Consider the following 26,730-nt stretch of genomic DNA (forward strand, 5'->3'; position numbering starts at 1 on the left):
TGCGCTGCAACAAAAAAGGCCCCACGTTCCCCATGCCCCCTTCCGTCTCCGCTGCGGCCGGCTCCGTTTCCGCGTCATCCACACCCACGGCCGCCCAGGCCTGGCTCAGCGTGATCGCGCTGGCGCTGGGCGCCTTCGTCTTCAATACCACCGAGTTCGTGCCCGTGGGCCTGCTCAGCAGCATTGGCGCGAGCTTTGCCATGCCCACCGAGCAGGTCGGGCTGATGCTGACCATCTATGCCTGGATCGTGGCCCTGGCCTCGCTGCCCTTCATGCTGCTCACGCGCAATGTGGAGCGGCGCAAGCTGCTGATGGGCGTATTCGCGCTGTTCGTGGCCAGCCATGTGCTGTCGGGCGTGGCCTGGAGCTTTGCCTCGCTCATGGTCAGCCGCATTGGCATTGCGCTGTCGCACGCGGTGTTCTGGTCCATCACCGCCTCGCTGGCCGTGCGCGTGGCACCGCCCGGCAGGAAGGCCGTGGCGCTGAGCCTGCTGGCCACCGGCACTTCCATGGCCATGGTGCTGGGCATTCCGCTGGGTCGCATCGTGGGCGAATGGCTGGGCTGGCGCACGACGTTCCTGGCCGTGGGCGGGGTGGCCGCCATCGTCATGGTGGCCCTGGCCCGGCTGCTGCCGCGCCTGCCCAGCGAGAACGCGGGCAACCTGGCCAGCGTGCCCATGCTGCTGCGCCGCCCGGCGCTGCTGTCCATCTACATCCTGCTGGTGGTCGTGATCACCGGGCAGTTCACGGCCTACAGCTATATCGAGCCCTTCGTGCAGGACATCGCGGGCTTCGAGGGCAAGGTGACCACGGCCGTGCTGCTGCTGTACGGCGGCATGGGCATCGTGGGCAGCGTGATGTTCAGCTGGTGGGGCCTGCGCCATCCGCGCGGCTTTCTGCTGGCCGCCATTGGCGTGCTGTCGGCCAGCCTGCTGATGCTGGTGCCGGCCTCGGGCCATGAGGCATCGCTCTACGTGATGAGCTCGGTCTGGGGTGTCGCCATGATCTGCTTCGCCCTGGCCATGCAGTCCCAGGTGCTCAAGCTGGCGGCCGACGCCACCGATGTGGGCATGTCCATGTTCTCGGGCATCTTCAACATCGGCATTGGCGGCGGTGCGCTGCTGGGCAGCCAGGTCAGCATGCACGCGGGCATGCAGAACATCGGCTGGATCGGCGGCGGCCTGGTGGCGCTGGGCCTGGCCTGGTGCATCTGGGCCTTCGTGCGCTGGTCGGCCGGCTTCCAGGCCGCGCACTGAAGCGGGTCAGTCGCCGGGTGCCCGCATGGCCTGGGCGTAGCGCTGCGGCGCCAGGCGTGACACCAGTACGCAGACCACGAGCACGGCGGCCATCTGGGCCAGCCAGCCGGCGCCGAATCCGCCCGTGAACTGGTGCAGCCGGGCGATCACATAGGGCGCCAGCGCCGCAATCAGAAAGCCGCCGCCCTGCATCAGTGCGTTGAGCGCACCGGCCTGCGTGGGGTGGGGAAGATGGTCCAGCGCCACCACCATCATCAGCGCGAAGCAGCCACCCAGGCCGATGCCGAGGATGACGATGTTGAGCAGCGGCGCCGCATCAGGCCACCAGGCCAGCGCGGCCAGGCCGATGATCTGGCACAGCAGCGTGAACCCCAGCCATGGCCGCCGGTCGGCATGGCGCGAAGCCAGCACGGGCAGTCCCAGCGCGGCGCTGGCCTGGGCCACCGACAGCAGGGCCACCAGGCCGCCGCTTTGCGCGGGGCTCCAGCCGTGCGTCTGGTAGAAGGGCGCAAGCCAGGCCACCATGGCCGCATAGCCGCCATTGATGAGGCCGAAGCAGGCCATCAGCAGCCAGGTGCGCGGGCGCTGGCGCAGCCAGCCGGTGTCTTGCGAGGCATGGGCCGCCATGGGTGCCGGACCCGGCAATGTGCTCAGCGCATGCCGCGCCAGCGCCAATGCCAGCAGGGCGGGGGCAGTCCAGAGCGCCAGTGCAAAGCGCCAGTCCAGTCCCCATTGCACGGCCAGCGGCGAAATCTGGGCACCGAGCGCCCCGCCGCCCATGAGCGCCGCCGAGTACAACCCCATCATCTGGGCCATGCGTGCGGGCGACTGGCGCTTGATCAGGCCCGGCAGCACGCCTTGCACCAGGGCCACGCCAGCGCCGCACAGCGCGGCCGTGGCCAGCAGGGCGGCCGCACTGGAGCCCGCCACGCGCAGCGCGCAGCCCAGCGCAATCACCGCCAAGGACCCGACCACGGCGCAGCGCGGACCCAGGCGCCGCAGCGCGGCCGGGGCCAGCCAGGCGCCCACGCCCATCAACGCCATGGGCAGCAGCGTCAGCCAGGACAGCGTGGACAGATCCATGCCGGTGGCGGACTGTATCTGCGGGCCCAGCGGGCCGATGGCCGTGAGAAACGGGCGCAGGTTCAGCGTGACCAGGACCACGGTGGCCAGCCACAGCGCCGTTGGAATGGCGTGCGCTGCGGCAGGCGCCTCGGTGCGTGCAGGCGCAATGGACGACATGGCTTCAGGCCCAGGGGGCGTTGCCATACAGCTGGGCCGCCGTGATGCCCGTGTCCAGCCGAACCAGGGGCAGCGGTGGCGGCTGCAGCGGCATGCGCAGCCGCTGGTAGACGCCTTCGCTGGACAGGCCGTAAGGCTGGGCATCCGCGTTGTCGAAGGCGAAGAAAACCTGCTCGGCCCCGGCCATCACCAGCGCCGCCAGGCACATGGGGCAGGGGTGGCCGCTGGCGTAGATGGTGCAGCCAGCCAGGCTGGGGTTGGCCTGGGCGCGCGTGCCTGCGCGCAGCGCCTGCATTTCGGCATGGGCGCTGGGGTCATGGCTTTGCACGATCTCGTTGACGCCCGTGGACAGGATCTGCCCCTCGCGCGCGAGCAGGGCGCCGAAGGGCCGCCCGCCCCGCAGGCGGTTGTCGTGCGCCAGCTGCACGGCATGGCGCAGCAGGCGGATGTGTTCTTGTTCTTGCATGGGGATGGCTGGGCAATCGGGAGCTGAGGCCGCAGTCTAGGACGGGGGCCATCAATTGGAAAATTAAATGATCAAATGCAGGGCAGTGACAAAGCCACTGAAATCCGCCCACGCCCCATGCAACCCTCTTCCATAGACCCCACCCTGCTGCGCAGCTTCTGCGCCGTGGCCGAAACCGGCAGCTTCACGCGCGCGGCGCAGGGCGTGCACCTGACCCAGTCCACGGTCAGCCAGCAGATCCGCAGGCTGGAGGAGCAAATGGGCTGCACGCTGCTGGACCGCAGCGGGCGCCATGTGGAATGCACGCTGGAAGGAGAGCGCTTGCTGGCCTATGCGCAACGCATCCTGGCCCTCATGGACGAGGCCGTGGAGCAGTTGGCTGGCGCCACCGAAGCCGTGCTGCGCATCGGCGTACCAGAGGACTTTGCCGGCAATGCCTTGATGCCTGCCTTGGGCGCGCTGGCGCGCAGCCAGCCGCAGTTGCGCCTGGAGCTGACCAGCGGACTGTCGCAGGCGATATGGCAGCAACTGCAGGCCGGCGAGCTGGACCTGGCCATCGTCAAGCAGCGCAGCGGCAGCACGCCCGGCATGGCGCGCTGGCCCGAACCGCTGGCCTGGATAGACAGTGCGCGGCATCCCTGCCACGGGATGGATCCCTTGCCCCTGGTGGTATTTCCGCAGGGCGGCCTGTACCGCAGCGAGATGACGCATGCGCTGGATGCCGCAGGCCGGCGCTGGCGCCTGGCCTATGTGAGCGCCAGCCTGGCCAGCCTGGAAGCCGCCGTGGAACAGGGCCTGGGCATCAGCCTGCTGCCGCGCCGGCTGGTCGGGCCCGGCCACCGCCTGCTCGACGGCATGGCCGGCTTCGCCCCCGTGCCTGATGTGGAAGTGGCACTGCACGTGCGCGCCCAGCTGTCGGCGCCGGGCCGGCGCCTGGCTGAGCGCCTGTGCGAGGTGTGTGAGGCGTTGCTGTCGCCTACCGCTGGCGAAGCCTGAAAAAAATCCCCGCCGTGGCGGGGATGGTCAGTGGGTGACGCGCAGGCTCAATCCATCGTCAGGTTCTGCTTTTGCACCACGTCCTTGTAGACCGCCAGCTCGGCCTTGATCTCTTCAAAGAAGTGCTCAGGCGTGTCGGCCACGATCAGCGAGCCGGTTTCCTCGATGCGCTTCTTGATGGCGGGGTCCTGCAGCACCTTGCGCGTGGCGGCGTTGACCTTGTCCACGATGTCGCGCGGCAGGTTCTTGGGGCCGACGATGCCGTAGTAGGCCATGCGGTTGACGGGGGCCAGGCCCACTTCCTTGAAGGTGGGCACATCGGGCAGGGCGGCCAGGCGCTGGGGCGCGGCCACCACGATGGGCACCAGGCGTTTTTCCTTGACGAAGCCCAGGGCGGAGGGCAGGTTGTCGAAGATCAGCGGAACCTGGCCGGCCACGGCGTCGTTCAGCGCGGGGCCGCTGCCACGGTAGGGCACGTGGGTGATGTCGGTGCCAGTGGACAGCTTGAACATCTCCATCATCAGATGGGTGATGCTGCCGTTGCCGGGCGAGGCGTAGGAGTACTTGCCGGGGTTCTTCTTCACCTCGGCCAGGAACTCCTGGTAGTTCTTGCCCGCGAACTTGGGGTTGGCCGCAATGATGTTGGGCGTGGCCGCGATGTTCACGATGGGCGTGAAGTCGGTCAGCACGTTGTACGGGATCTTGGGGTTGATCGCCGGGTTGGTGGCCGTGGTGGACACGGTGGCGATGCCCAGGCTGTAGCCATCGGGCTGGGAGCGCGCCGTCTCGGCCGCGCCGATGCTGCCGCCGCCGCCGCCCTTGTTCTCGACCACCACGGGCTGGCCCAGGGCACGGCCCAGCGGTTCGGCCACGATGCGCGCGATCAGGTCGGTGGTGCCGCCGGCCGCGAAGGGCACGAGCAGCTTGATGGGCTTGGTGGGGTAGCCCTGGGCATGGGCTGCGCCCGAAAGCGCGAGGGCGCCGAGGATGCCGGCGAGCGCGATGCGGGAGGTGTGAGTCATGGTGTTGTCTCCTTGAATGGATGTTGTGGACGTTTGTTGTGAGGCACCGACGGGTGGGAGGGCGTGATTCTTTAGGACATTCGTATGGCGGTGCTTGGGCTGAGAAATGTGGAGGAGGTGTTGCGCGGCGCTGGCGATCAGACCACGCCGCGCGAGCGCAGCGCCTGGATGGCCATGGGCGCAATGCCCAGCTCGCCCAGCACTTCATCGGTGTGCTGGCCCAGGGAGGGCGGTGCGCTGCGCAGCACGGGCGGGGTATCGCTCAGGCGCATGGGGCTGGCCACGCCGGCGATGCGCGAGATGCCGTCGCCGGCCTCGCGCGGCAGCTCGACGCGTATGCCGCGTGCGCGCACCTGCGGGTCGTCGAAGGCCTGGGCGATGGTGTTGATGGGGCCGCAGGGCACGGCCTTGTCTTCCAGCAGCGCAATCCATTCGGCCGTGCCGCGTGTCTTCATGAGGGGCACCATCCGCTCCAGCAGCGCCTGGCGGTTGCGCACGCGCGCGGTGTTGGTGGCAAAGCGCTCGTCCTGCGCCCAGCCGGCTTCGCCGAAGGCGGCGCAAAAGCGCGCGAACTGCCCGTCATTGCCAATGGCCAGCAGCACGTTGCCGTTGGCCGTGGCGAAGTCCTGGTAGGGCGCCAGGCTGGGGTGGATGTTGCCGGCGCGGCCCGGCGATTCGCCCGTGGCCAGAAAGCCGGCGGCCTGGTTGGCCAGCACGGCCATGCCCACGTCGAGCAGGGCCATGTCGATGTGCTGGCCCCGGCCCGAGGCCTGGCGCGCATGCAGCGCGGCCAGGATGGCATTGCTGGCATACAGGCCCGTGAAGACGTCGATCACGGCCACGCCCACCTTGAGCGGGCCGCCTCCGGGCGCCTCGTCGGCATGGCCGGTGATGCTCATCAGCCCGCACATGGCCTGCACCATGAGGTCGTAGCCCGCGCGCTCGGCATACGGGCCGGTCTGGCCGAAACCCGTGACCGAGCAATAGATCAGGCGCGGGTTGAGCGCCTTGAGGCTTTCGTAGTCCAGCCCGTACTGGGCCAGGCCACCGACCTTGAAGTTCTCCACCAGCACATCGGCCCCGGCCGCCATCTGGCGAATCAGCTGCTGCCCATCGGGGGTGGACATGTCGATGGTGACCGAGCGCTTGTTGCGGTTGCAGGCCGTGAAATAACTGGCCTCCTGCGTGGCCTGCCCATCGTCGCGCGGCAGGAACGGAGGCCCCCAGTGGCGCGTGTCATCGCCGGCCACGGGCCGCTCGACCTTGATCACATCGGCACCCAGGTCGGCCAGTGTCTGCGTGCACCAGGGCCCGGCCAGCACGCGGGAAAGATCAAGCACCTTGATGCCAGCCAATGCGGCCGGCGCGGAGGATGTGGAGGACATGAGAGAGAAGAAATATGAGCGCGCCCGATGCCGCTGGTAGTTCAGCTGAGGGCTTGAGCTTCCATCACCCATAGCGTGTGACACGGGCGTGGAACAGGCCAGGGACGCCGAGCAAGAGCCGCCTCGCGGCGAGGGCGTCGTCCCCCTCCGCGAAGCGAGAAGGGGGAAGGCGCGAAGCGCCTCAGGGGGTCAGTTGGCAAAAGCTGCGATGCCGGTCTGGGCCCGGCCCAGGATCAGCGCATGCACATCGTGCGTGCCTTCGTAGGTGTTGACCACTTCCAGGTTGACCAAGTGGCGGGCCACGCCGAACTCGTCGCTGATGCCGTTGCCACCCATCATGTCGCGCGCCATGCGGGCGATGTCCAGCGACTTGCCGCAGTTGTTGCGCTTGATCAGCGAGGTGATCTCGATCACGTTCTGGTGCTCGTCCTTCATGCGGCCCACGCGCAGCGCGGCCTGCAGGCCCAGGGTGATCTCGGTCTGCATGTCGGCCAGCTTCTTCTGGATCAGCTGGTTGGCAGCCAGGGGGCGGCCGAACTGCTTGCGGTCCAGCGTGTACTGGCGCGCCGTGTGCCAGCAGAACTCGGCTGCGCCCAGGGCGCCCCAGGCGATGCCGAAGCGTGCGCTGTTCAGGCAGGTGAAGGGGCCCTTGAGGCCGCGCACTTCGGGGAAGGCGTTTTCCTCGGGAACGAAGACGTCGTCCATCACGATCTCGCCCGTGATGGAGGCGCGCAGGCCCACCTTGCCGTGGATGGCCGGGGCCGACAGGCCCTTCATGCCCTTGTCCAGGATGAAGCCGCGGATCTCGCCCACATGGCCGTCCTCGGTCACTTCCTTGGCCCAGACCACGAACACGTCGGCCACGGGGCTGTTGGTGATCCACATCTTGTTGCCCTTGAGGCGGTAGCCGCCGTCCACCTTGTAGGCGCGGCTGGACATGCTGCCGGGGTCGGAGCCGTGGTCGGGTTCGGTCAGGCCGAAGCAGCCGATGAACTCGCCGCTGGCCAGCTTGGGCAGGTACCTGTTCTTCTGGTCTTCGGTGCCGAATTCATTGATGGGCACCATCACCAGCGAGCTTTGCACGCTGGCCATGGAGCGGTAGCCCGAGTCCACGCGCTCGATCTCGCGCGCCACCAGGCCGTAGCTGACGTAGTTCAGGCCGGCGCCGCCGTACTGCGTGGGGATGGTGGGGCCCAGCAGGCCCAGCTCGCCCATCTCGCGGAAGATGCTCACGTCGGACTTCTCGTGGCGGAACATCTCCAGCACGCGGGGGCCAGCTTCTCCTGGCAGTAGGCATGGGCCGCGTCGCGGATCATGCGCTCGTCTTCGCTCAGTTGCTGGTCGAGCTGGAAGGGGTCATCCCATTGGAAGCTGTTGCGGGCCATGGCGTGGTTTCTCCAAAAACAAAGAGGTCAAGGGCGGGTCGCTGCCATATGCCAAAGCCGGGCAGGCTGTGGCCATGGAGCGTTGTTGCGACGCATCTTAGAAGCGGGCCTGCGCGTGGCGCAAACGATGTTTGTTCATCCATGAATGCGTAAAGCGCATGTATGGATTCCATGTTGCGGGTTATTCCCTATGATGCGTGCCATTGGAGTGCGTTGAATTCATGAGATATGCGTAGAGCCCTGCCATCCACCCAAGCCCTGGCCTGCTTCGAGTCGGCCGCCCGGCACATCAGCTACACGCGTGCTGCGCAGGAACTGTCGCTCACGCAAAGCGCGGTCTCACGCCAGATCATTGCGCTGGAGGAGTTCCTGGGCGTGCAGCTGTTCCGGCGCACGCGCCACGGCGTGCTGCTGACCGAGGCGGGCACGCAGTACGCCCAGCAGGTCTCGCGCTGGCTGCACGGCCTGGAGCGCGACACGCTGGACATCATGGCCCACCAGGGCGAAGGCGGCCCGCTCAACCTGGCTGCCGTGCCCACCTTCGCCACGCGCTGGCTGCTGCCGCGCCTGCCGCAGCTGGCGCGCGAGCATCCCGAGGTCACGGTGCACATCGACGTGCAGACGCGGCCCTTCCTTTTCGCCGATACCGTGTTCGACGCCGCGCTCTATGCAGGCACGCCCGAGCAGGTGGCGCGCTGGCCCGGTGTGCAGGCGCAATGGCTGATGGACGAAGAGGTGGTGCCCGTGTGCAGCCCGCAACTGCTGGCCACGGCCCAGGCGCGCGAGCCGGGCCGCGCCTGGCTGCCCGTGGGGGCGGATATCGTGGCCCGGATGCCGCTGCTGCAGCAAAGCACGCGGCCCTACGGCTGGCAGCAGTGGTTCGATGCCATGGGCGTGGCCGCGCCGCGCGCGCTGGATGGCATGCGGCTGGAGCTGTTCTCCATGCTGGCTGTGGCCGCCAGCCAGGGCCTGGGCGTGGCGCTGATGCCACCCATGCTGATCGAGCAGGAACTGGCGCGCGGCGACCTCATCATTGCCTGCCCCCAGCCACTGCGCGGCAACCGCGCCTACTACCTGGTCACGCCGGCCCTGGCGCCCGATGCGCAGCCCGCGCCCGCCCTGCGCGTGTTCTCTTCATGGCTGCAGCAGCGCGCCAGGGAGCACCGGCCTGCCTGAAAATTAAGCAGGCTTTGGATTGTTCAACGATGACAGTCACTTAACTGACTTATCCTTGCTGCTGGCGGCGCTTGTCCACAGGCTTGTGGGGGTGTCTCTGGGGAAAACCCGCAATCGTGCTCAAAACCAGGGCAGCACGGCCAGGCACAACGGCATGACCACGGCCGTGGCCACGCCGTTCAGGCCCATGGCTAGGGCCGAGAAGGCGCCCATGGTCGGATTCACCTGCAGCGCGCGTGCCGTGCCAATGGCGTGGGCCGTAAGACCCAGGGCAAAACCCTGCACGGCCGGGTCATCGCTGCGCACCAGGCGGATCAGCAGCGGCGCCATCATCGTGCCCGCAATGCCGGTGATGGCCACGGCCACGGCCGCCAGCGAGGCCGGCCCGCCAAAGCGCTCGGCCATGGGCAGGGCGATGGGAATGGTGGCCGACTTGGGCGCCAGCGCCACCAGCGTCTGCACCGTGGCACCCAGGCTCCAGCCGATCAGCAGTGCCGACAGCAACGCCACCACGCAGCCCACGGCCAGGGCCACGCTGATGGGCAGCCACAGCGCGCGTATGCGCTCGCGCTGGGCGTACAGCGGAATTGCCAGCGCGACGGTGGCCGGGCCGATCAGCAGCCCCAGCAGCGAGACGCCGCTGCGGTAGCTGGCATAGGAGGTGCCCGTGGCCAGCAGCACGCCCACGATGACGACGACGGCCGTGAACACGGGAATCAGGAGCGGATGGTTGCCGCTTCGGCGGTACAGCGCCATGGCCGCCAGGTAGACGGCCATGGTCAGCACCAGCCAGGGCAGATGGGCGGTGGAGGCATTGCCGGACAGCGACTGCCAGGCGCTTTGCCAGTGGGTGGCGAGCGCGCTCATGCCTTGTCTCCCCGGCTGGCGGCCGCTTCGCGGGCGCGCTGGCGCTCCAGGCACCAGCGGAAGGTGAAGGCCGTGGCCAGGAAGGTAATGGCCGCACCCGCCACGCAGGCGATCACAAAGGGCTGCCATTCGCGCGACAGCCGGTCGAACTCCAGCATCACGCCTGCAATGACGGGAATGAACAGCAGCATCATGTTCTGCAGCAGCACGCCGGCGGCCTTCTCCAGCGACTCGGGCAGGCGGCCGTGCAGCAGCAGCGCCCCCAGCAGCAGCAGCGTGCCCACGAGCGCGCCCGGAAGCGGCAGCCCCGTGAGCTGGACGATGGCCTCCCCCAGCAACTGGAAGGCGAACAAGGCGGTGATGGCGTACAGCATGAAAACCTGAATTCCTGGGTCAGATGGTGAGGGAGCGGCCAACGGGGCGGGTGCGGCAAGAGCGTGGATCGCCCGTTGTCAGGCCGGGGCCTGGCCCTGGCGCCTGTGGGACGCCGCCGCAAAGCGTGCAATCATCGCCCACAACTCGAAAAAAGGTGCGGCCACCGATTGCGCGGCTCCCGGGCCAAGGCTATGTTTGGGTCCGTGCCCCCGAGAGTCCTGGGGCATGAGACTTTGAATAGCGAAGGAGTAGCGATGGCCGAAACCACATATCACGCACCCGTGTACGAGCCGACGGTGGATGAACTCGAAGTGCTCAAGAAGCTGGAGATGGGCGAGCCCGTGTCGCTGGAAAGCGCGGCGCGCGAGCATCTGTCCAAGAGGCTGCGCGAGCGTGGACTGGTCGAAGTGGACAGCAGCCATCAATGGCACATCACGGCGGCAGGGCGCGCGCAGATCCGCCGCACGGATGCCTGAGGCGAGGTGTGTCAGGCACCTTCCAAATCGAGGGTTTTCCCTTGGATCTGGAGGTTGCCTGATTTGCAGGCAGCTTAGCCTGCGGCCAGTGAATGCAAGCACTTGGACGCCTCGTTCACTTGCTGTTCACTGATTATCCACAGGGTTGTTCAATGGATCTGTGGAGAAAGAAAGCCACCTCAGGGTGGCTTTTTTCATGGGCTTTCACAGGCCCGAACCGTGGGCGCACCGGGCTGGTGCCCGCGCTGGGCAAGGGCTGCATGACGGTGGTGCAAGTGGCGGTTTTCAGAGGGAAAGTGCTGAATTTGACGCAGGGCTGCAGCCCTGCCTGCGGGCTGGGATGGAGCTGCTTCAAGGAGGCTTCAGCATGGGCCAAGGTCCAGGCCTGGCAGGCCTTGAGAGGCGGTTGATGCCAAAGTTGTACACAGGTTGGACCCTGTGCGGCGAAAAGCGCGCAGGCGTCATCCCGCCCAAGGCATGAGGACGCAGGATCGGTGCAGGCTGGAGGGCCTTGAAATGCAGTGCAGCCGTTGAACACGGCTGGATGCAAAGGGGCTTGAGGTTTGTGCGGACGCTGTGAAGACAGCGGCCGGAAAAGAAATAGCCGAAAAAGCAGGGGACTGCTTTTTCGGCTACGTAATCTCTGGTGCCCGGGGCCGGAATCGAACCGGCACGCCTTGCGGCGGGGGATTTTGAGTCCCCTGCGTCTACCAATTTCACCACCCGGGCTACTTAGCGCAGGGGCGAATTATGGCACAGTGTGAGGCTATGAAAATTTATCCGACCATCGAAGACGCCATCGGCCGCACGCCCCTGGTGGCATTGCAGCGCATCGGTGCGCAGTCTCGCCAGGAACGTGGCAACGTGGTGCTGGGCAAGCTGGAAGGCAACAACCCGGCCGGTTCGGTCAAGGACAGGCCGGCCCTGTCGATGATCCGCCGCGCCGAAGAGCGCGGCGACATCAAGCCCGGCGACACGCTGATCGAGGCGACTTCGGGCAATACCGGCATTGCGCTGGCCATGGCCGCCACGATCAAGGGCTACCGGATGGTGCTGATCATGCCCGAGGACCTGTCCATCGAGCGTGCCCAGACGATGAAGGCCTATGGCGCCGAGCTGATCCTCACGCCCAAGAGCGGCGGCATGGAATACGCGCGCGACCTGGCCGACCAGATGGTGGCCCAGGGCAAGGGCGTGGTGCTCGACCAGTTCGGCAACCCCGACAACCCGCGCATCCACTACGAGACCACCGGCCCCGAGCTGTGGGAGCAGACCGGCGGCGAGATCACGCATTTCGTGAGCGCCATGGGCACCACGGGCACGATCACGGGCGTGGCGAAGTTCCTCAAGGAAAAGAACCCGGCCATCCGAATCGTGGGCGCCCAGCCGGCCGAAGGATCGCGCATCCCCGGCATCCGCAAGTGGCCCGAGGAGTACATGCCCAAGATCTATGACGCCTCGCTGATCGACGAGACCGTGCTCGTCGGGCAAGACGATGCCGAGGATATGGCGCGCCGCCTGGCGCGCGAGGAAGGCATCTTTGCCGGCATCTCGGCGGCGGGCGCCTGCTGGGTGGCCCAGCAGATTGCCGAGCGCGAGAACAACGCCACCATCGTCTTCGTGGTCTGCGACCGCGGCGACCGCTATCTGTCCACGGGCGTCTTCCCCGCCTGACGCAGCGACAGGCCCGCCTTCCGGCGGGCCTTCCTGTTTGCATTGAGCCAGGACAGCAAAAAACCAGGAACAGCCCCATGCACTATGAAACCCGCTATTGCACGCACTGCGCAACGCCCCTGCAGTGGGTGATCCAGGCCGAGGACGGCGGCGATGTATCGCGCCTGCGCTGCCCCGAGTGCGGCTGGACGCACTGGAACAATCCCACGCCGGTGCTGGCCGCCATCGTGGAGCTGGACGGCAAGGTGCTGCTGGCGCGCAATGCGGCCTGGCCCGAGAAGGTCTTCGGCCTGATCACGGGCTTCATGGAAGCCGGCGAGTCGCCCGAGGAGGGCGTGGCACGCGAGGTGGCGGAGGAAACCGGCCTGCAGGCCGAGTCGCTGGAGCTGATCAGCGTGCATGAGTTCCTGCGCATGAACCAGGTGATCATCGCCTTCCATGTGCGCGCCAGCGGCCAGGTGCGGCTGTCGCCCGAGCTGCTCGAGTACCGCCTGCTGGAGCCCGAGAAAGTCCAGGCCTGGCCTTCGGGCACCGGCATGGCGCTGGCCAAGTGGCTGCGCAGCCGGGGGCATGATCCTGTGATCCGTGACTTTTGGAAGCGTGCCGAGCAGGCCCAGGAGGCTGAAGCGAGTCGCGCCGATCAAGACACTGCTGCCGGCCTCAGCCGCGATGCCGCCTAGAATCCCAGGCTCAAGAGGTGCATCCGATGGAAATTCACAAGGAAATCGACACGCGCGGGCTCAACTGCCCGCTGCCCATTCTCAAGGCCAAGAAGGCGCTGGCCGAACTGGACAGCGGCCAGCTGCTCAAGGTGGTGGCCACCGACACGGGCTCGCTGCGCGACTTCCAGGCCTTTGCCAAGCAGACCGGCAATGAACTGGTGGAGCAGCAGACCGTGGGTGCGGAGTTCATCCATATCCTGCGCCGGCGCTGAGCGGCTGCACGCGGTTCGCTCCAAAGAAAAAGGCCTGCTTTCGCAGGCCTTTTGCATGGGGCAGGGGCGGCTCTGAGGCCCGGCCTCAGATGCTCAGGCCCTGCAGGTATTCGCGGAAGCTCGCGCCCACATCCTCGTGCTGCAGCGCCAGTTCCACCGTGGCCTGCAAAAAGCCTTCCTTGCTGCCGCAGTCGTAGCGCTTGCCCTGGTACTGGAAGGCGTAGACGGCTTCATGGGCCATCAGGCGTTCGATGGCGTCCGTCAGCTGGATCTCGCCGCCCACGCCCTTGGGCTGGTTGCGGATCTCCTCGAAGATGGCCGGTGTCAGCACGTAGCGGCCAGCCACGCCCATGCGCGAGGGGGCCTTCTCGGGCGCGGGCTTTTCCACGATTTTCTCGATGCGCATCAGCGAACCGCCGGCCGGCTCGCCAGCCACGATGCCATAGCGCTTGGTCTGCTCCAGCGGCACTTCCTGCACGGCCAGCAGGGAGCGGCCCTGCTTGTGGAAGGCCGATGTCATCTGCGCCATCACGCCGGGGCCGCCAGGCTCGCCCACCATCAGGTCGTCGGCCAGCAGCACGGCAAAGGGCTCGTTGCCCACCAGCGGCTCGGCGCACAGCACGGCATGGCCCAGGCCCAGCGAGCGCGGCTGGCGCACGAACAGGCAGTTCATGTCGGCGGGGCTGATGCTGCGCACCAGCTCCAGCATGGCCTGCTTGCCGGCGTTCTCCAGTTCGTTTTCCAGTTCGTAGGCGGTGTCGAAATGGTCCTCGATGGCGCGCTTGCTGCGGCCGGTGACGAAGATCATGTCGCGGATGCCGGCCTCGTAGGCCTCTTCCACGGCGTACTGGATCAGCGGCTTGTCCACCACGGGCAGCATCTCCTTGGGAGAGGCCTTGGTGGCGGGCAGAAAGCGCGTGCCGAGCCCGGCAACGGGAAACACGGCTTTGCGGACACGGGTCTGATTACTCATGAAAATCTTGGGATTCAGGTGATGGAAAAAGCGTGCGGCTTTGCGTCTTCTTCGCTAAGTGTCTCAGCTTTCATTGTGCGACTTGATGCCCTCGGACGATGAAACTGGCGCAGCCCAAGATCAGGGACACCGAGGAAGGGCCGCCCCGCGCCGAGGGTGTCGTCCCCCTCCCGCGAAGCGAGAGAGGGGGAAGCGGCACAGCCGCTCAGGGGGAGATTCCATGTCAACCCAGGCGGGCGAGTTGTTCCTGGATGCGGATCAGCGTGGCGCCGAAATCGGCCACGCGCTTCTTTTCCTGGTCGATGACGGCCGGGGGCGCCTTGGCCACGAAGGCCTCGTTGCCCAGCTTGGCATTGGCCTTGGTGATCTCGCCTTCCAGGCGTGCGGCTTCCTTGGACAGGCGGGCCTTTTCGGCGGCCACGTCGATCTCCACGAACAGCGCCAGGCGCGCCTCGCCCACCACGCAGACCGGGGCGGCCTGGGCGGCCTCGGCCCAGGCGGCTTCGTCGTCGAACACCTTGACCTCGCTGAGCTTGGCCAGGTTTTGCAGCACGGCGGCATTGGTGCGCAGGAACTGTGCCTCGTCGGCCGAGCTGGCCACGGCCAGCAGCGGCAGGCGCTGTGCGGGCGACACGCCCATCTCGCCGCGCAGCGTGCGGCAGGCGTCGATCATCTGCTTGATGCGGCCCACGTAGGCGATGGCGGCCTCGTCGATTTTCTCGGGCTGGGCCTCGGGGTAGCGGGCCACGGCCACGGACTCGCCGGGCAAGCCGGCGACCGGGGCAACCTTCTGCCACAGGGCTTCGGTCACGAACGGGATGATGGGGTGGGCCAGGCGCAGAATGGCCTCCAGCGTGCGGATCAGCGTGCGGCGCGTGGCGCGCTGCTGGGCCTCGTTGCCGGTCTGGATCTGCACCTTGGCGATTTCCAGGTACCAGTCGCAGAACTCGTTCCAGACGAAGTCGTACAGCGCGTTGGCCACGTTGTCCAGGCGGAATTCGGCAAAGCCCTTGGCCACTTCGGCCTCGACCTTCTGCAGCTGCGAGGCGATCCAGCGGTCGGGCTGGCTGAACTGCATGTAGCCCGCGAACTCGCCGCCGGCCTGGCATTGCTCCTTGGTGTGGGGCAGCAGGCCGCAGTCATGGCCTTCGCAGTTCATCAGCACGAAGCGGCTGGCGTTCCACAGCTTGTTGCAGAAGTTGCGGTAGCCCTCGCAGCGCTTGCTGTCGAAGTTGATGGAGCGGCCCAGCGATGCCAGGGCCGCGAAGGTGAAGCGCAGCGCGTCGGCACCGTAGGCGGGAATGCCCTCGGGGAATTCCTTTTGCGTGTTCTTGCGCACCTGGGGCGCGGTCTCGGGGCGGCGCAGGCCCTGCGTGCGCTTGTCCAGCAGGGTGTCCAGGTCGATGCCGTCGATCAGGTCCACGGGGTCGAGCACGTTGCCCTCGGACTTGCTCATCTTCTTGCCCTGGGCGTCACGCACCAGGCCATGCATGTAGACATGGCGGAAGGGCACGCGGCCCGTGAAGTGCGTGGTCATCATGATCATCCGGGCGACCCAGAAGAAGATGATGTCGTAGCCCGTGACCAGCACCGAGCTGGGCAGGTAGAGGTTGTAGTCATCGTCGGCCGCCTCGGTCTGGTTCGGCCAGCCCATGGTGGAGAACGGCACCAGGGCCGAGGAGTACCAGGTGTCCAGCACGTCCTCGTCGCGCGTGAGCGTCTTGCCGGGGGCCTGGGCGCGGGCTTCTTCCTCGGTGCGGGCCACGTAGACCTTGCCGTCCTCGTCGTACCAGGCGGGAATCTGGTGTCCCCACCACAGCTGGCGCGAGATGCACCAGTCCTGGATGTTGTTCATCCACTGGTTGTAGGTGTTGACCCAGTTCTCGGGCACGAACTGCACCTGGCCGCTGGAGACGGCATCGATGGCCTTCTGCGCGATGGACTTGCCGGTGGCATCGCCTTCGCCGACCTTGTTCATGGCCACGAACCACTGGTCGGTCAGCATGGGCTCGATCACTTGGCCCGTGCGCGTGCAGATGGGCACCATGAGCTTGTGCTTCTTGGTCTCGACCAGCAGGCCGGCCGCGTCCAGGTCGGCCACGATGGCCTTGCGCGCCACGAAGCGGTCCATGCCGCGGTACTTCTCGGGCGCCTCGTCGTTGATGGTGGCCGTCAGCGTCAGCACGCAGATCATCGGCAGGCCGTGGCGCTGGCCCACGGCGTAGTCGTTGTTGTCATGCGCAGGCGTGACCTTGACCACGCCCGTGCCGAACTCGCGGTCCACGTAGTCGTCGGCAATGATGGGGATCTCGCGGCCCACCAGGGGCAGGATCACGGTCTTGCCGATCAGCGCCTGGTAGCGCTCGTCCTCGGGGTGCACCATCAGGGCCGCGTCGCCCAGCATGGTTTCCGGGCGCGTGGTGGCCACCACGAGCTGGCCCGAGCCGTCGGCCAGCGGGTAGGCGATGTGCCACAGCGAGCCGTCCTTTTCCTCGTTCTCGACCTCGAGGTCGGAGACGGCGGACATCAGCTTGGGGTCCCAGTTCACCAGGCGCTTGCCGCGGTAGATCAGGCCCTGCTGGTACAGGCGCACGAAGGTCTCGTTGACGATGGACGACAGCTTGTCGTCCATGGTGAAGTACTCGCGGCTCCAGTCCACGCTGTCGCCCATGCGGCGCATCTGGCCGGTGATGGTGTTGCCGCTCTGGTTCTTCCACTCCCAGACCTTGCTCACGAAGTTCTTGCGCGCCTCGGGAGGCGTCGCGCCCATGTCGTGGCGGCTGGCGATGCCCTGCTCCTGCAGCTGGCGCTCCACCACGATCTGGGTGGCGATGCCCGCGTGGTCGGTGCCGGGAACCCAGACCGTGTTGTGGCCCTTCATGCGGTGGTAGCGCGTGAGGCTGTCCATGATGGTCTGGTTGAACGCATGGCCCATGTGCAGCGTGCCCGTCACATTGGGCGGCGGCAGCTGGACGGAGAACGATGGCTGGGATGCATCTGCCTGGCCCGTGCCGCGCACGCCGGCTGCGCCGTAGCCGCGCTTTTCCCATTCAGGGCCCCATTGGGCCTCGATGGCGGCGGGTTCAAACGATTTGGACAGGCTGTCGAGGCCTGGCTGGGCAATGGTGTCGCTCATGGCTTGCTTGCGGGGAATTGTGCGAATGGCGTTTGGCAAATGAAAACGGCATCCGTTGAAGGGATGCCGTCTGCATATGCGAAATGGATGACGGTTTGACGGGGATTCTACCGACCCCGTCCGCCTGCCTGTTCGCCGGGTCTTATTCAGGCCGCTGCGTCGGGGACGAACTCGGGCCGGTCGTTGCTCTGGGGCTTGAGCGGCTGGGCGGCCTTGCCTTCGGCGCGTTCCTTGCGCCATTGCTCCTTGCGTGCCGTCCACTCGTTCAGGCGGGCGTGGGCGGTGGTGCTTTCGCGCGCCATCTGCACTTCGTCGGCCAGCTGGGCCGACAGCTCCAGGCGGATGCCGTTGGGATCGAAGAAATAGATGCTCTTGAAGATGTGGTGGTCGGTCACGCCCAGCACCTCGATGCCATGCGCCACCAGGCGGGCCTTGGTGTTCTCCAGTTCCTCGACGGTGTCCACGCGGAAGGCGATGTGGTTGATCCACAGCGGCGTGTTGGGCGAGGGCAGGGCCTTTTCGTCGTCGCCGATGTCGAAGAAGGCGATGAACGACCCATCCTTCAGGCGGAAGAAGAAGTGCGTGTAGGGGCAGTACTCGCCCGTGCTGGGCACGTAGTCGCTCTGGATGATGTGATAGAGCGGCAGGCCCAGGATGTCCTCGTAGAAGTGGCGGGTCTCCTCGGCATCGCGGGCCTTGTAGGCGTAGTGGTGCAGCTGCTGCACGGCGGCGGGCGGTGGCAGTGTGGACAGGTCGGGACGGGCGCTTGTGTTCATCGAATGTCTCCTTGGTGGATGTGTTAATTCTACTATTCGTAATCAATTTACCTAAATGAAATGTCGCGATGGATGCAGGGATATGCGCGCTGCGGTGTCCGGGCCACCTGCGGTGCCGAGTTGCCGGCAGCACTTGACCTTCAAGTTACTTCATGCTTTCTCATGGAGGTCCGTGCCCCTGCCTGCCATGGATGCCATCGGTGCAGCGACCCTCTGTTCACAACCGTTTTCAAGTCAAGGAGCCTCATGAGCGACAGCCATCAGCACGGCGACGTGCGTGCCCTGCCGGAATCCCGTCTCTGGTTTGCCTTCGGATTGACCGGCACCTTCATGGTGGTGGAAATCATCGGCGGCATCGTCACGGGCAGCCTGGCCCTGATCTCCGACGCCATGCACATGCTGACCGACGCGATGGCGCTGCTGCTGGCCCTGGTGGCCATACGTGCCGGCCGCAAGGCAGCCGACCTGCTGCGCACCTACGGCTATGCGCGCTTCGAGATCCTGGCCGCCGCCGTCAACGCGCTGGTGCTGTTGGGCGTGGCCTTCTACATCCTGTATGAGGCCTACCGCCGGCTGTCGGCGCCTGCAGAAATCCAGTCCCTGGGCATGATGGCGGTGGCGGCCGTGGGCCTGGTGATCAACCTGCTCTCCATGCGCCTGCTGTCGGGTGGCAAGGATGAGAGCCTGAACGTGAAGGGCGCGTACCTGGAGGTATGGGCGGACATGCTGGGCTCGGTTGGCGTGCTCGCCGGTGCCGCGCTGATCTGGCTGACGGGCTGGCGGTGGATCGACTCGGCGGTGGCCGTGGGCATCGGCTTCATGGTGTTTCCGCGGACCTGGACCCTGCTGCGCGAGTGCATCAACATCCTGCTGGAAGGCGTGCCCTCAGGGATGAGCCTGCAGGCAGTGCGCGAGACGATTGCGGGCACGGCGGGCGTGGCAGCGATCCACGATGTCCACCTGTGGGCGGTCACGCAGAGCAAGCCCATGCTGACCGGCCATGTGGTGCTGCTGCCCGGCGCGGACGGCGAGCAGGTGCGCCGCGATATCGAAGACAGGCTGCAGGCCGGCTTCGACCTGCACCATACGACGCTGCAGATGGAGAGCGAGGACCGCTCCCCGGCAGAGCACATCCACTAGGATGCCAGTCTTCATGGACCACACCCGGAGTGCACCGATGCTTGAGCTTCGACCCAACTGCGAATGCTGCGACAAGGACCTGCCGCCAGAGTCTGCCGAGGCTCGCATCTGCACCTTCGAGTGCACGTTCTGTGCCGGCTGTGCGGATCATGTGCTGCACGGCGCCTGCCCCAACTGCGGTGGCGAGCTGGTGGCCAGGCCGCGCCGGCCGGCGGACAGGCTGGAGCGGTATCCGGCCTCTACGAAGCGGGTGCTCAAGGCCGGCGGCTGCGCTGTACGGGCCTGATCCGGCGCGGAGCCATCGATTGCAGTACCAGTACCACGATGGACTGCTGGAGCAGGTGCGCCTGGGTGTGGCGGCCCGGAGCGTGGAACTGTGCTTCTTTCTCTATGCCGTGTTCGACAGGCCGCAGGCCAGGGTAGCCATCCGCCTTGAACGGATCGTCAACTTTCCTGCCGTGCAGGCGTACTTTGCCGACGTCCAGCGCGACGCAGCCGCAGAGATGGATGACTGCCTGGACCGCTGCGAAGTGCTGCAGCGGGATACGAAGAGGCCTTCGTCAGCAAGGGCGCAGCATCTGTTCTTGCAGCTGTCCCACTATGGGCGGCTGAAAATCCACTGCGAATCCGTTGTCGAGGAGTTTGTTCCAGAGCCGTAGCGGACCGCTGCGGGTTTATGCCGTGAAGACGGGACGCCTGCGGCCACGGAACGCAGCCTCCACCGCCAGCACGGCTGCAAAACCCATCACATAGGCCAGCACATCCCACCAGTCGGCCGTGCTGCCCAGCACGATGCGCAAAGCGCGGTTGGGAATGTGCAAATGGAAGGTCGATGCCAGGAACTGGCCAAGCTCCACCAGCAGGCCCACGCACAGCGCGGCCGACGCCAGCGGCAGCACGCGCGCGGCGATCACGGTCTTGAACACGGCATAGACCCAGGCCACGGCCATCACGTCGCCGAAGAAGCTGCGCACCCAGCCCCAGCGCGCGCCGACGGTGGCCAGCAGCACGAGCAAGACAAACAGGGCCACCGCCCACGCCAGGGAAACAGGATCAAAACGCCATCGCATGGCCGCCATCATCGGGCCAAAAGCGGGTCCGGTCAGCGAGCCGGATGCGCAGTGCCTTGCGCAGCGGTGGCCAGCGGGTGCGCTATCCCGCCATCGCCGTAGCTGCCCACCACCTGGGCGATCACCACCTGGTAGCCGTTGAGCCAGCGCGCCTGTTGCTGCTTGGCTTCGAGGTGCGCAGGGTGGCGCATCAGTTGCTGCAGCGCCTCCCATGTCTGCCAGTAGTAGACGTTGGAGACCAGGCCTGTGGCGGGGTTCTCCCAGGCCTCTTCGCCCAGGTAGCCGGGGATGGCGCGGGCGATCTCGGCGATCCGGCCGTCAAGGGCATGGAATGGCGCGTCATATTCGCCCGGCGCGAAGGTGAAGGTGGATGTGTACATCGGTGGTTGGCAATCTGTGTGAGGATGGCAGGCGCTAGAGGCGCGGCGCCGCATCCATGGCACCGGCCAGCGGCTCCTGTCCGCGCTCGCGCAGCGCGCCGATGGCGCCTTCCAGGTCGCGGGCCTGCCGGTTCTGGCTGAGCTTGGCCTTGCCCTCCAGGCGGGTGATGCGGATCTGCAGGCCGACGATGGCCTGCAGCATGCCGTCGATGAATTCACGCGGCGAGTCGGACATCTTCCAGGGCTGGGCCTGCGATGCCTCATGGACCCGCGTGAGCCGCCCGACCAGGCCGCGCACGAATCTCTCGTCGTCATGGATGCTGATTTGCCCGTGCACATGCACGGCCTCGTAGTTCCAGGTGGGCACCAGGCGGTGCGTCTCGTGCTTGCTTGGATACCAGCTGGGCGAGATATAGCCTTCGGCGCCACGGAAGACGACCAGCACCTCGGCGCCGTCGCGGCACTGCTGCCACAGCGGATTGGCGCGGGCCACATGAGCGCTCAGCGTGCCCATCTCCCCTGGGTCCGCATCCAGCAGGAACGGCAGGTGGTTGGCGTCCAGCACGCCGTTGGCCTGGGTGACGAGCGTGCCCAGGGGGTGGCTGCGGATCAGGCCGTGCAGGCTGTCGGAATCGGTGAGGGAGAAATGGGCGGGCGTGTACATGGGCGCTTCCTGGGCTGGTGTGCCGGCATCGGGGGAAACCGGACTATCCACCATCCCTGGCACAATGAAAAATCCAGTTTTGTGATTTTTTGGCAGACCAGTTGAAATCCGCTTTCACCCGCCATGCCGGTGCAGCGCCCGGCGCCCGCACCCTCCACGAATGGCTGAAATCACAGGTGGCCGACGGCAGCCTGGCCGTGGGCGCACGCCTGCCCTCCACCCGCGCCCTGGCGCTGGACCTGGGCGTGTCGCGCACCACCGTCACGGCCGCCTACGAGCAGCTTGCGGCCGAAGGCTATCTGGAGACCGCTCCAGGCAGCAGGGCGCGCGTGGCGGCTGGCGCGGCACAGCGCAGCCGTGCGCGCAGCATGCCGTCAGCGGCCCAGCAGCATGGCCGTCCCCGGCTGTCTTCCTATGGGCAGCGGGTGGATGCGCTGGCGTCAGCCCTGCCGCCGGCAGCAGGCGATGGTGGGCCGGCCCCGATCGACTTTCTCTACGGCGCCCTGGCCTTTGACGACTTTCCCACGCTGGCCTGGCGGCGCGCCTACAACCGCGCCATCGTGCAGCGCCAGTCTTCCCTGTCCTACGACGCGCCCGAAGGCGAGCCGGCGCTGCGCATGGCGCTGCAAGGCTATCTGCGCCGGGCGCGGGGGCTTGTCTGTTCGGCCGATCAGATCGTGGTGGTGCAGGGCTCGCAGCAGGCCATCGACCTGTGCGCGCGCGTGCTGGTCGATCCGGGCGAGACCGTGCTGATGGAAGAGCCCTGCTACCTGATGGCGCGCCGCGTGTTCGAGGCCCAGGGCGCATGCCTGCAGGAAATGGCCGTCGATGAACAGGGCCTGGATACCTCGGCGCTGGCCGGGCGCCAGGCGCGGTTGGCCTATGTCACGCCCTCGCACCAGTTTCCGCTGGGCGGCGTGCTGCCCATAGGCCGCAGGCAGCAACTGCTGGCCTGGGCGCGCGCCACGGGTGCCTGGCTTCTGGAAGACGACTACGACGGCGAATTCCGCTACGGGCTGCGCCCCATCGACGCCCTGCAGTCCATTGACGAGGTGGGCTGCGTCATCCATGTCGGCACTTTCTCCAAGGCCTTGTCGCCGCAGATGCGCATGGGCTACCTGGTGCTGCCGCCGTCCCTGGTGCCCGTGTTCCGGGAAGCCCGGCGGCTGGCCGACCGGCATGCACCGCGCCTGGACCAGCTGGTGCTGGCCGCGCTGATCGAGGACGGCAGCTACGAGCGCCATGTGCGCGCTGCCCGCCGTCGCAACGAAGGCCGGCGGGCGGCATTGCTGCAGGCGCTGGAGCGGCACCTGCCGGGCGCGGTGCAGGTCGAAGGCTCGGCCTCCGGCCTGCATGTGGTGGCCTGGGTGCCTGCCGTGCATCAGCGCGATGAGATTGCCCTGGTGCGGTTGGCGCGAGAGCGTGGCGTGGGCGTTCGCCCCATCTCGCCGCTCTATGCGGCCGGTGATGCCCATCGCCGCCAGTCCTGCGCCGGGTTGGTCCTGGGTTATGCGAGCCTGCAGCCGCAGGCCATCGAGCAAGGGGTGCGCAGGCTGGCGGGCGTGGTGCGGGATGGACAGAAAAAAGGCGGGGCCTTCGAGGCCCCGCCTTGCCAACGCTGAGGTTTCCGGGTATTGCCGCAGCGCCTGCAATCAGGTGGCGCTGCAGAGAATGAGCGTGGAACTCACGCTGCCAGCGGGCTTCCCGCCTGTGCCTGCATAGCCGTTGGGCAGCGTCGTCGAGCCATTCAGCGTGAAGGCGACGCTGATGGACAGCGTGGTTCTGAACGCGATCACGGCCCCTGCCGGCAGTGCCGAGGTCAGGGTGACCTGGCGGGAGGTTGGGGAAAGTACCGACACACTGGCTGTGCCTCCCGTCACACTGAACACACCGATGTTGGCAACTCCCGAACCGGTGATGGTCACCGTAGTGCCGACGGGAAGCGGCGCAGAGCCTGCCGTGAGGGTGAAGCCGGGGCCAAGGACGCCAAGCACACCACAGGTGCCATCGAGGTGGTAGGCGCCAATGTCGATGGAACCCGAGACCGTGATCGACAGGGCTGCGGTGTCGGTGTTGCTGCCCTGGATGGTGACATTGGTCGGCCCCTCGTCCGCACCTGCGGTGAAGGTCACCGTGCAAGTCCCCCCGGCCGGCAGCGACAGCCCGCAGGTGTTGCCGGAAACGGACAGCCCACTGCCGCCGGGGATGGTGGCGCCGATGCCGGTGGCGGCATTCGATCCCGTGTTGGTGATGGTCACGGAGCCTGTGCCGCCAGAAGCAATCGTCAGAGTTGGTGCAGAGATCCCCAGCGTGGTCGTGGTGCTGGGCGCCGTCACGGTGAACTGCACGGACGTTGCCGGGGTATTGCTGCCAGCGAAGCTGATGGCCGTCGGACCTTCCGGCGTGGCTCCAGTCAGCGTGATCGTGCAATTGGCCCCCGCTGCCAGCGATGAACCACAGGTGTTGGCCGACACCGTGATGCCGCTGCCTGCCGGAATCGTGGCCTGAACGTCGAGCGCAGGGGCCCCACCGTTGTTGGTGATGGTCACCGAGCCCGTTGTCCCTGTGTTGAACGACACGGGCGTGGTGGACATGCCCAGCGTGGTCGGCGTGACGGGCGCCGTCACCGTGACCGGCACGGTCGTGGCCAGCGTATTGCTGCCGCCGAAGCTGATGGCCGTGGGGCCTTCGGCGGCGGCCGCAGTCAGGGTGATGCCGCAGCTGGCCAAAGAGGCGAGTGCGGCACCGCACGTGTTCGACTGCACGGTGATTCCGCTACCGGCTGGCGCCGTGGCGGTCACGTTGAAGGCCGCAGAAGCGCCAGTGTTGCTGATGAGGACCGTTGTCGAACCGCCCGCAGCGAACGACAGCGGAGCGCTGGGTATCGAGAGCGTGGTCGTGGGAACGGGCACCGTCACCGTGACCTGCACGGTCGTGGTGGGCGTATTGCTGCCGCCAAAGATGACCGCGGTCGGGCCTTCTGCCGCCGCAGCCGTCAGCGTGATCGTGCAGTCGGCCCCGGGGGCCAGGGAGATGGGGCAGGTGCTGGACGCCACCGTGATGCCGCTGCCGATCGGAATGGTGGCTTGCACGTTGAACGCCGGTGCGGATCCGTTGTTGGTGATGGTCACCGTGCCCGCTCCGCTGGTGCCAAACGACACGGGTGCGGCGGGAATGTCCAGCGTAGTCGGCGCGACGGGGACCGTCACCGTGACCGGCACCGTCGTCGCCGGTGTGTTGGTGCCGCCGAAGCTGATCGCGGTCGGCCCTTCGGCCGCAGCGGCCGTCAGCGTGATCGTGCAGCTGGCAGCGGGGGCCAGGATGGCGGGGCAGGTGGTGGTGGACACCGTGATGCCGCTGCCGGCCGGGATGGTGGCCTGTACGTTGAACGCGGGTGCGCTTCCGCTGTTGGTGATGGTCACCGAACCTGCACCGCCGGTGCCGAACGACAGGGGTGTCGTGGGAATGTTCAGCGTGGTGGGCACGACGGGGGCTGTCACCGTGATCGGCACGGTCGTGGCCGGCGTGTTGCTGCCGCCGAAGCCGATGTTGGTCGGGCCTTCGGCCGCAGCGGCCGTCAGCGTGATCGTGCAGCTGGCAGCGGGGGCCAGGATGGCGGCGCAGGTGGAGTTGGACACCGTGATGCCGCTGCCGGCCGGAATGGTGGCCTGTACGTTGAACGCGGGTGCGCTTCCGCTGTTGTTGATGGTCACCGAACCGGCGCCGCCGGTGCCGAAGGACACGGGGGCGGTGGGAATGTTCAGCGTAGTCGGCGTGACAGGGGTCGTCACCGTGACAGGCACCGTCGTGGCCGGCGTGTTGCTGCCGCCAACACCGATGTTCGTCGGGCCTTCCGGTCCTGCCGCCGTCAGTGTGATGGTGCAGCTTGCGCCCACCGGCAGTGACGCCGGGCAGGTGGAGGAGGCCACCGTGATGCCGCTGCCGACCGGAATGATGGCCCGCAGATTGAACGCAGGCGCCGTTCCGTTGTTGGTGATGGTCACCGAGCCTGCGCCGTAGGCGCCGAACAGCACGGGTGCCGGGGGAACGGTAGGCGCGGTTGGCGCGACGGGTGCGGTGACCGTGACCTGTGCGGTAGCGGCGGGCGCATTGCTGCCGCCGAAGCCGATGTTGGTCGGGCCCTCGGCCGAAGGGGCAGTCAACGTGATCGTGCAATTGGCCGAGGGAGCCAGGATGGCGGCGCAGGTGGTGTTGGACACCGTGATGCCGCTGCCCCCCGGAATGCTGGCCTGCACATTGAACGCAGGTGCGCTGCCGCTGTTGGTGATGGTCACCGAGCCAGCACCGTTCGCTCCAAAGGACAGGGAAGCCGAGGGAATGGTTAGCGTCGCGGGCAGGACGGCAGTCGTCACCGTGACGGGCAAGGACGTGGAAGCCGTGTTGCTGCCGCCGAAGCCGATGGAGGTCGGGCCTTCCGCCGAGGGGGCTGTCAGCGTGATCGTGCAGCTGGCCGAGGGAGCCAGGATGGCGGAGCAGGTGGTGTTGGACACCGTGATGCCACTGCCCCCTGGAATGCTGGCCTGCACATTGAGCGCAGGTGCGCTGCCGCTGTTGGTGATGGTCACCGAGCCGGCGCCGCCCGCTCCGAAGGACACGGACGTCGCCGGAATGTTCAGCGTCGTGGGCGTGCCGGTTGCCGACACCGTGACCGGCACGGAAGTGGACGCTGTATTGCTGCCGCCGAAGCCAATGGCGGTCGGGCCTTCCGCCGAGGGCGCGGTCAACGTGATCGTGCAGTTGGCAGAGGGTGCCAGGGCGGCAGGGCAGGTGGTGTTGGACACCGTGATGCCACTGCCTGCAGGAATGCTGGCCTGCACATTGAGCGCATTTGCGCCGCCGCTGTTGGTGATGGTCACCGATCCCGTGCTGCCCGCCGCAAACGACAGCGGCGTGGCGGGAATGCTCAGCGTGGTGGTCGGGGCCGGGCCACCTGTCACGGTGACCGGGGTGGTGGTGGCTGCGGCGTTGCTGCCGGCAATGCTGACCGTGGTCGGGCCTTCCGCTGCGGGTGCCGTCAGGGTGATGGCGCAGCTGGAGCCCGCAGGCAGCGTTGCCGCGCAGCTGTTGGAGGAGATGGTGATGCCGCTGCCTGCGGGAATGGTGGCCTGCACATTGAGCGCTGCCGAGCCGCCGCTGTTGCTGACGTTCACCGTGCCGGTGCTGCCTGCGGCAAATGACAGGCCCGCGCCGGGAACGCTGAGCGTGGTGGGGCTGGCGCCGGCCGTGGCCTGGGCTGCCTCGGCGCGGCAAATGGTTTCCACATTCACCCGGCATGTGCCATTGGGCGCAATGGTGTTGCCCACGGCGCAAAGAGGT

At 67.1% G+C, this 26,730-nt stretch carries 24 protein-coding genes, 1 tRNA gene and 1 pseudogene; 11 read left to right on the forward strand and 15 right to left on the reverse strand.

Features of this window, described 5'->3' with window-relative positions; translation table 11 throughout:
* Positions 1 to 32 precede the first annotated feature (32 nt).
* On the forward strand, positions 33 to 1,256 hold the full coding sequence (locus BO996_RS10335) for a sugar transporter (RefSeq protein ID WP_071954673.1): 1,224 nt from the start codon (positions 33 to 35) through the stop codon (positions 1,254 to 1,256).
* 6 nt (positions 1,257 to 1,262) lie between these two features.
* On the opposite strand, the gene BO996_RS10340 is transcribed toward BO996_RS10335, so the two are convergent.
* Positions 1,263 to 2,498, reverse strand: a complete 1,236-nt coding sequence (locus BO996_RS10340) for a cyanate transporter (protein ID WP_071954674.1) — start codon at positions 2,496 to 2,498, stop codon at positions 1,263 to 1,265.
* A 4-nt stretch (positions 2,499 to 2,502) separates the two neighbouring features.
* The gene (locus BO996_RS10345) at positions 2,503 to 2,964 is read right to left on the reverse strand and encodes a nucleoside deaminase (RefSeq protein WP_071954675.1); all 462 of its coding nucleotides are present in this window, start codon (positions 2,962 to 2,964) and stop codon (positions 2,503 to 2,505) included.
* A 117-nt stretch (positions 2,965 to 3,081) separates the two neighbouring features.
* Here BO996_RS10345 and BO996_RS10350 point away from each other — a divergent pair, with 117 nt between their 5' ends.
* Positions 3,082 to 3,960, forward strand: a complete 879-nt coding sequence (locus BO996_RS10350; protein ID WP_071954676.1) for a LysR family transcriptional regulator — start codon at positions 3,082 to 3,084, stop codon at positions 3,958 to 3,960.
* A gap of 47 nt (positions 3,961 to 4,007) precedes the next feature.
* Here the strand turns inward: BO996_RS10350 and BO996_RS10355 are convergent, their stop codons facing one another.
* The 3 genes and pseudogenes from BO996_RS10355 to BO996_RS10365 all read right to left on the reverse strand — a co-directional run bounded on the left by BO996_RS10355 (position 4,008) and on the right by BO996_RS10365 (position 7,752).
* Positions 4,008 to 4,982: a tripartite tricarboxylate transporter substrate binding protein BugE gene (locus BO996_RS10355; RefSeq protein ID WP_012204128.1), complete on the reverse strand. Its 975-nt coding sequence runs from the start codon at positions 4,980 to 4,982 to the stop codon at positions 4,008 to 4,010.
* A gap of 137 nt (positions 4,983 to 5,119) precedes the next feature.
* On the reverse strand, positions 5,120 to 6,367 hold the full coding sequence (locus tag BO996_RS10360; protein WP_071954677.1) for a CaiB/BaiF CoA transferase family protein: 1,248 nt from the start codon (positions 6,365 to 6,367) through the stop codon (positions 5,120 to 5,122).
* 189 nt (positions 6,368 to 6,556) lie between these two features.
* Positions 6,557 to 7,752, reverse strand: a pseudogene (locus BO996_RS10365) (acyl-CoA dehydrogenase).
* A gap of 228 nt (positions 7,753 to 7,980) precedes the next feature.
* On the opposite strand from BO996_RS10365, the gene BO996_RS10370 reads away from it, so the two are divergent.
* The gene (locus tag BO996_RS10370) at positions 7,981 to 8,928 is read left to right on the forward strand and encodes a LysR substrate-binding domain-containing protein (RefSeq protein ID WP_012204131.1); all 948 of its coding nucleotides are present in this window, start codon (positions 7,981 to 7,983) and stop codon (positions 8,926 to 8,928) included.
* Positions 8,929 to 9,048: 120 nt separating this feature from the next.
* On the opposite strand, the gene BO996_RS10375 is transcribed toward BO996_RS10370, so the two are convergent.
* Together BO996_RS10375 and BO996_RS10380 are read right to left on the reverse strand one after the other, a co-directional pair.
* Complete coding sequence (locus BO996_RS10375) at positions 9,049 to 9,795, reverse strand: LrgB family protein (protein WP_065346817.1); 747 nt, start codon at positions 9,793 to 9,795, stop codon at positions 9,049 to 9,051.
* On the reverse strand, positions 9,792 to 10,169 hold the full coding sequence (locus tag BO996_RS10380) for a CidA/LrgA family protein (protein ID WP_043824084.1): 378 nt from the start codon (positions 10,167 to 10,169) through the stop codon (positions 9,792 to 9,794). The genes BO996_RS10375 and BO996_RS10380 overlap by 4 nt, the downstream gene beginning before the upstream one ends.
* Positions 10,170 to 10,424: 255 nt before the next feature.
* Between BO996_RS10380 and BO996_RS10385 the strand changes: the two genes are divergently transcribed.
* On the forward strand, positions 10,425 to 10,646 hold the full coding sequence (locus BO996_RS10385; protein WP_012204134.1) for a hypothetical protein: 222 nt from the start codon (positions 10,425 to 10,427) through the stop codon (positions 10,644 to 10,646).
* A gap of 644 nt (positions 10,647 to 11,290) precedes the next feature.
* On the opposite strand, the gene BO996_RS10390 is transcribed toward BO996_RS10385, so the two are convergent.
* Positions 11,291 to 11,375, reverse strand: a tRNA-Leu gene (locus BO996_RS10390).
* Positions 11,376 to 11,414: 39 nt separating this feature from the next.
* Here BO996_RS10390 and cysM point away from each other — a divergent pair.
* The 3 genes from cysM (at position 11,415) to BO996_RS10405 (ending at position 13,254) form a co-directional block, all read left to right on the forward strand.
* Positions 11,415 to 12,320, forward strand: a complete 906-nt coding sequence (gene cysM / locus BO996_RS10395) for a cysteine synthase CysM (protein ID WP_017407070.1) — start codon at positions 11,415 to 11,417, stop codon at positions 12,318 to 12,320.
* Between the two features lie 77 nt (positions 12,321 to 12,397).
* Complete coding sequence (locus tag BO996_RS10400; protein WP_013803642.1) at positions 12,398 to 13,000, forward strand: NUDIX hydrolase; 603 nt, start codon at positions 12,398 to 12,400, stop codon at positions 12,998 to 13,000.
* Between the two features lie 26 nt (positions 13,001 to 13,026).
* The gene (locus tag BO996_RS10405; RefSeq protein WP_012204137.1) at positions 13,027 to 13,254 is read left to right on the forward strand and encodes a sulfurtransferase TusA family protein; all 228 of its coding nucleotides are present in this window, start codon (positions 13,027 to 13,029) and stop codon (positions 13,252 to 13,254) included.
* 85 nt (positions 13,255 to 13,339) lie between these two features.
* On the opposite strand, the gene galU is transcribed toward BO996_RS10405, so the two are convergent.
* From galU to BO996_RS10420, 3 genes are all read right to left on the reverse strand, one after another.
* Positions 13,340 to 14,227, reverse strand: coding sequence for a UTP--glucose-1-phosphate uridylyltransferase GalU (galU, locus tag BO996_RS10410; protein ID WP_012204138.1), 888 nt, complete (start codon positions 14,225 to 14,227; stop codon positions 13,340 to 13,342).
* 223 nt (positions 14,228 to 14,450) lie between these two features.
* A complete protein-coding gene (locus tag BO996_RS10415) occupies positions 14,451 to 17,363 on the reverse strand; it encodes a valine--tRNA ligase (protein ID WP_012204139.1) in 2,913 nt (970 codons plus the stop codon).
* Between the two features lie 146 nt (positions 17,364 to 17,509).
* Positions 17,510 to 18,139: a VOC family protein gene (locus BO996_RS10420; RefSeq protein ID WP_012204140.1), complete on the reverse strand. Its 630-nt coding sequence runs from the start codon at positions 18,137 to 18,139 to the stop codon at positions 17,510 to 17,512.
* 246 nt (positions 18,140 to 18,385) lie between these two features.
* Between BO996_RS10420 and BO996_RS10425 the strand changes: the two genes are divergently transcribed.
* The 3 genes from BO996_RS10425 to BO996_RS10435 are packed head-to-tail and all read left to right on the forward strand — an operon-like array spanning position 18,386 to position 19,938.
* The gene (locus tag BO996_RS10425; RefSeq protein WP_071954678.1) at positions 18,386 to 19,279 is read left to right on the forward strand and encodes a cation diffusion facilitator family transporter; all 894 of its coding nucleotides are present in this window, start codon (positions 18,386 to 18,388) and stop codon (positions 19,277 to 19,279) included.
* A 37-nt stretch (positions 19,280 to 19,316) separates the two neighbouring features.
* Entirely contained in the window at positions 19,317 to 19,565 is a 249-nt protein-coding gene (locus tag BO996_RS10430) for a DUF1272 domain-containing protein (protein ID WP_071957066.1), read from the forward strand.
* A 19-nt stretch (positions 19,566 to 19,584) separates the two neighbouring features.
* Positions 19,585 to 19,938: a hypothetical protein gene (locus tag BO996_RS10435; RefSeq protein ID WP_071954679.1), complete on the forward strand. Its 354-nt coding sequence runs from the start codon at positions 19,585 to 19,587 to the stop codon at positions 19,936 to 19,938.
* Between the two features lie 15 nt (positions 19,939 to 19,953).
* Here BO996_RS10435 and BO996_RS10440 read toward each other — a convergent pair whose 3' ends face one another.
* The 3 genes from BO996_RS10440 to BO996_RS10450 are packed head-to-tail and all read right to left on the reverse strand — an operon-like array spanning position 19,954 to position 21,393.
* Positions 19,954 to 20,361, reverse strand: a complete 408-nt coding sequence (locus BO996_RS10440) for a ribosomal maturation YjgA family protein (protein ID WP_071954680.1) — start codon at positions 20,359 to 20,361, stop codon at positions 19,954 to 19,956.
* A 20-nt stretch (positions 20,362 to 20,381) separates the two neighbouring features.
* Positions 20,382 to 20,729 carry an antibiotic biosynthesis monooxygenase family protein gene (locus BO996_RS10445; RefSeq protein WP_071954681.1) on the reverse strand — a complete coding sequence of 116 codons (348 nt, stop codon included), beginning with the start codon at positions 20,727 to 20,729 and terminating at the stop codon, positions 20,382 to 20,384.
* Between the two features lie 34 nt (positions 20,730 to 20,763).
* Positions 20,764 to 21,393, reverse strand: coding sequence for an FMN-binding negative transcriptional regulator (locus tag BO996_RS10450; RefSeq protein ID WP_071954682.1), 630 nt, complete (start codon positions 21,391 to 21,393; stop codon positions 20,764 to 20,766).
* Positions 21,394 to 21,494: 101 nt separating this feature from the next.
* Between BO996_RS10450 and pdxR the strand changes: the two genes are divergently transcribed.
* Complete coding sequence (pdxR, locus tag BO996_RS10455; protein ID WP_071954683.1) at positions 21,495 to 23,015, forward strand: MocR-like pyridoxine biosynthesis transcription factor PdxR; 1,521 nt, start codon at positions 21,495 to 21,497, stop codon at positions 23,013 to 23,015.
* Between the two features lie 30 nt (positions 23,016 to 23,045).
* Here the strand turns inward: pdxR and BO996_RS10460 are convergent, their stop codons facing one another.
* Positions 23,046 to 26,675 (reverse strand): beta strand repeat-containing protein, encoded by a 3,630-nt coding sequence (locus tag BO996_RS10460; protein ID WP_232240508.1) that lies wholly within the window; start codon positions 26,673 to 26,675, stop codon positions 23,046 to 23,048.
* Positions 26,676 to 26,730 lie beyond the last annotated feature (55 nt).

Origin of the sequence: Delftia sp. HK171, from assembly GCF_001886655.1 — a bacterium.
Lineage (GTDB): Bacteria > Pseudomonadota > Gammaproteobacteria > Burkholderiales > Burkholderiaceae_C > Comamonas > Comamonas acidovorans.

Excerpts from the sequence above, each read along its gene's own strand:
- BO996_RS10335 (WP_071954673.1), top strand. The coding sequence starts at position 33 with ATGCCCCCTTCCGTCTCCGCTGCGGCCGGCTCCGTTTCCGCGTCATCC.
- BO996_RS10340 (WP_071954674.1), bottom strand. The coding sequence starts at position 2,498 with ATGTCGTCCATTGCGCCTGCACGCACCGAGGCGCCTGCCGCAGCGCAC.
- BO996_RS10345 (WP_071954675.1), bottom strand. The coding sequence starts at position 2,964 with ATGCAAGAACAAGAACACATCCGCCTGCTGCGCCATGCCGTGCAGCTG.
- BO996_RS10350 (WP_071954676.1), top strand. The coding sequence starts at position 3,082 with ATGCAACCCTCTTCCATAGACCCCACCCTGCTGCGCAGCTTCTGCGCC.
- BO996_RS10355 (WP_012204128.1), bottom strand. The coding sequence starts at position 4,982 with ATGACTCACACCTCCCGCATCGCGCTCGCCGGCATCCTCGGCGCCCTC.
- BO996_RS10360 (WP_071954677.1), bottom strand. The coding sequence starts at position 6,367 with ATGTCCTCCACATCCTCCGCGCCGGCCGCATTGGCTGGCATCAAGGTG.
- BO996_RS10370 (WP_012204131.1), top strand. The coding sequence starts at position 7,981 with ATGCGTAGAGCCCTGCCATCCACCCAAGCCCTGGCCTGCTTCGAGTCG.
- BO996_RS10375 (WP_065346817.1), bottom strand. The coding sequence starts at position 9,795 with ATGAGCGCGCTCGCCACCCACTGGCAAAGCGCCTGGCAGTCGCTGTCC.
- BO996_RS10380 (WP_043824084.1), bottom strand. The coding sequence starts at position 10,169 with ATGCTGTACGCCATCACCGCCTTGTTCGCCTTCCAGTTGCTGGGGGAG.
- BO996_RS10385 (WP_012204134.1), top strand. The coding sequence starts at position 10,425 with ATGGCCGAAACCACATATCACGCACCCGTGTACGAGCCGACGGTGGAT.
- cysM (WP_017407070.1), top strand. The coding sequence starts at position 11,415 with ATGAAAATTTATCCGACCATCGAAGACGCCATCGGCCGCACGCCCCTG.
- BO996_RS10400 (WP_013803642.1), top strand. The coding sequence starts at position 12,398 with ATGCACTATGAAACCCGCTATTGCACGCACTGCGCAACGCCCCTGCAG.
- BO996_RS10405 (WP_012204137.1), top strand. The coding sequence starts at position 13,027 with ATGGAAATTCACAAGGAAATCGACACGCGCGGGCTCAACTGCCCGCTG.
- galU (WP_012204138.1), bottom strand. The coding sequence starts at position 14,227 with ATGAGTAATCAGACCCGTGTCCGCAAAGCCGTGTTTCCCGTTGCCGGG.
- BO996_RS10415 (WP_012204139.1), bottom strand. The coding sequence starts at position 17,363 with ATGAGCGACACCATTGCCCAGCCAGGCCTCGACAGCCTGTCCAAATCG.
- BO996_RS10420 (WP_012204140.1), bottom strand. The coding sequence starts at position 18,139 with ATGAACACAAGCGCCCGTCCCGACCTGTCCACACTGCCACCGCCCGCC.
- BO996_RS10425 (WP_071954678.1), top strand. The coding sequence starts at position 18,386 with ATGAGCGACAGCCATCAGCACGGCGACGTGCGTGCCCTGCCGGAATCC.
- BO996_RS10430 (WP_071957066.1), top strand. The coding sequence starts at position 19,317 with ATGCTTGAGCTTCGACCCAACTGCGAATGCTGCGACAAGGACCTGCCG.
- BO996_RS10440 (WP_071954680.1), bottom strand. The coding sequence starts at position 20,361 with ATGATGGCGGCCATGCGATGGCGTTTTGATCCTGTTTCCCTGGCGTGG.
- BO996_RS10445 (WP_071954681.1), bottom strand. The coding sequence starts at position 20,729 with ATGTACACATCCACCTTCACCTTCGCGCCGGGCGAATATGACGCGCCA.
- BO996_RS10450 (WP_071954682.1), bottom strand. The coding sequence starts at position 21,393 with ATGTACACGCCCGCCCATTTCTCCCTCACCGATTCCGACAGCCTGCAC.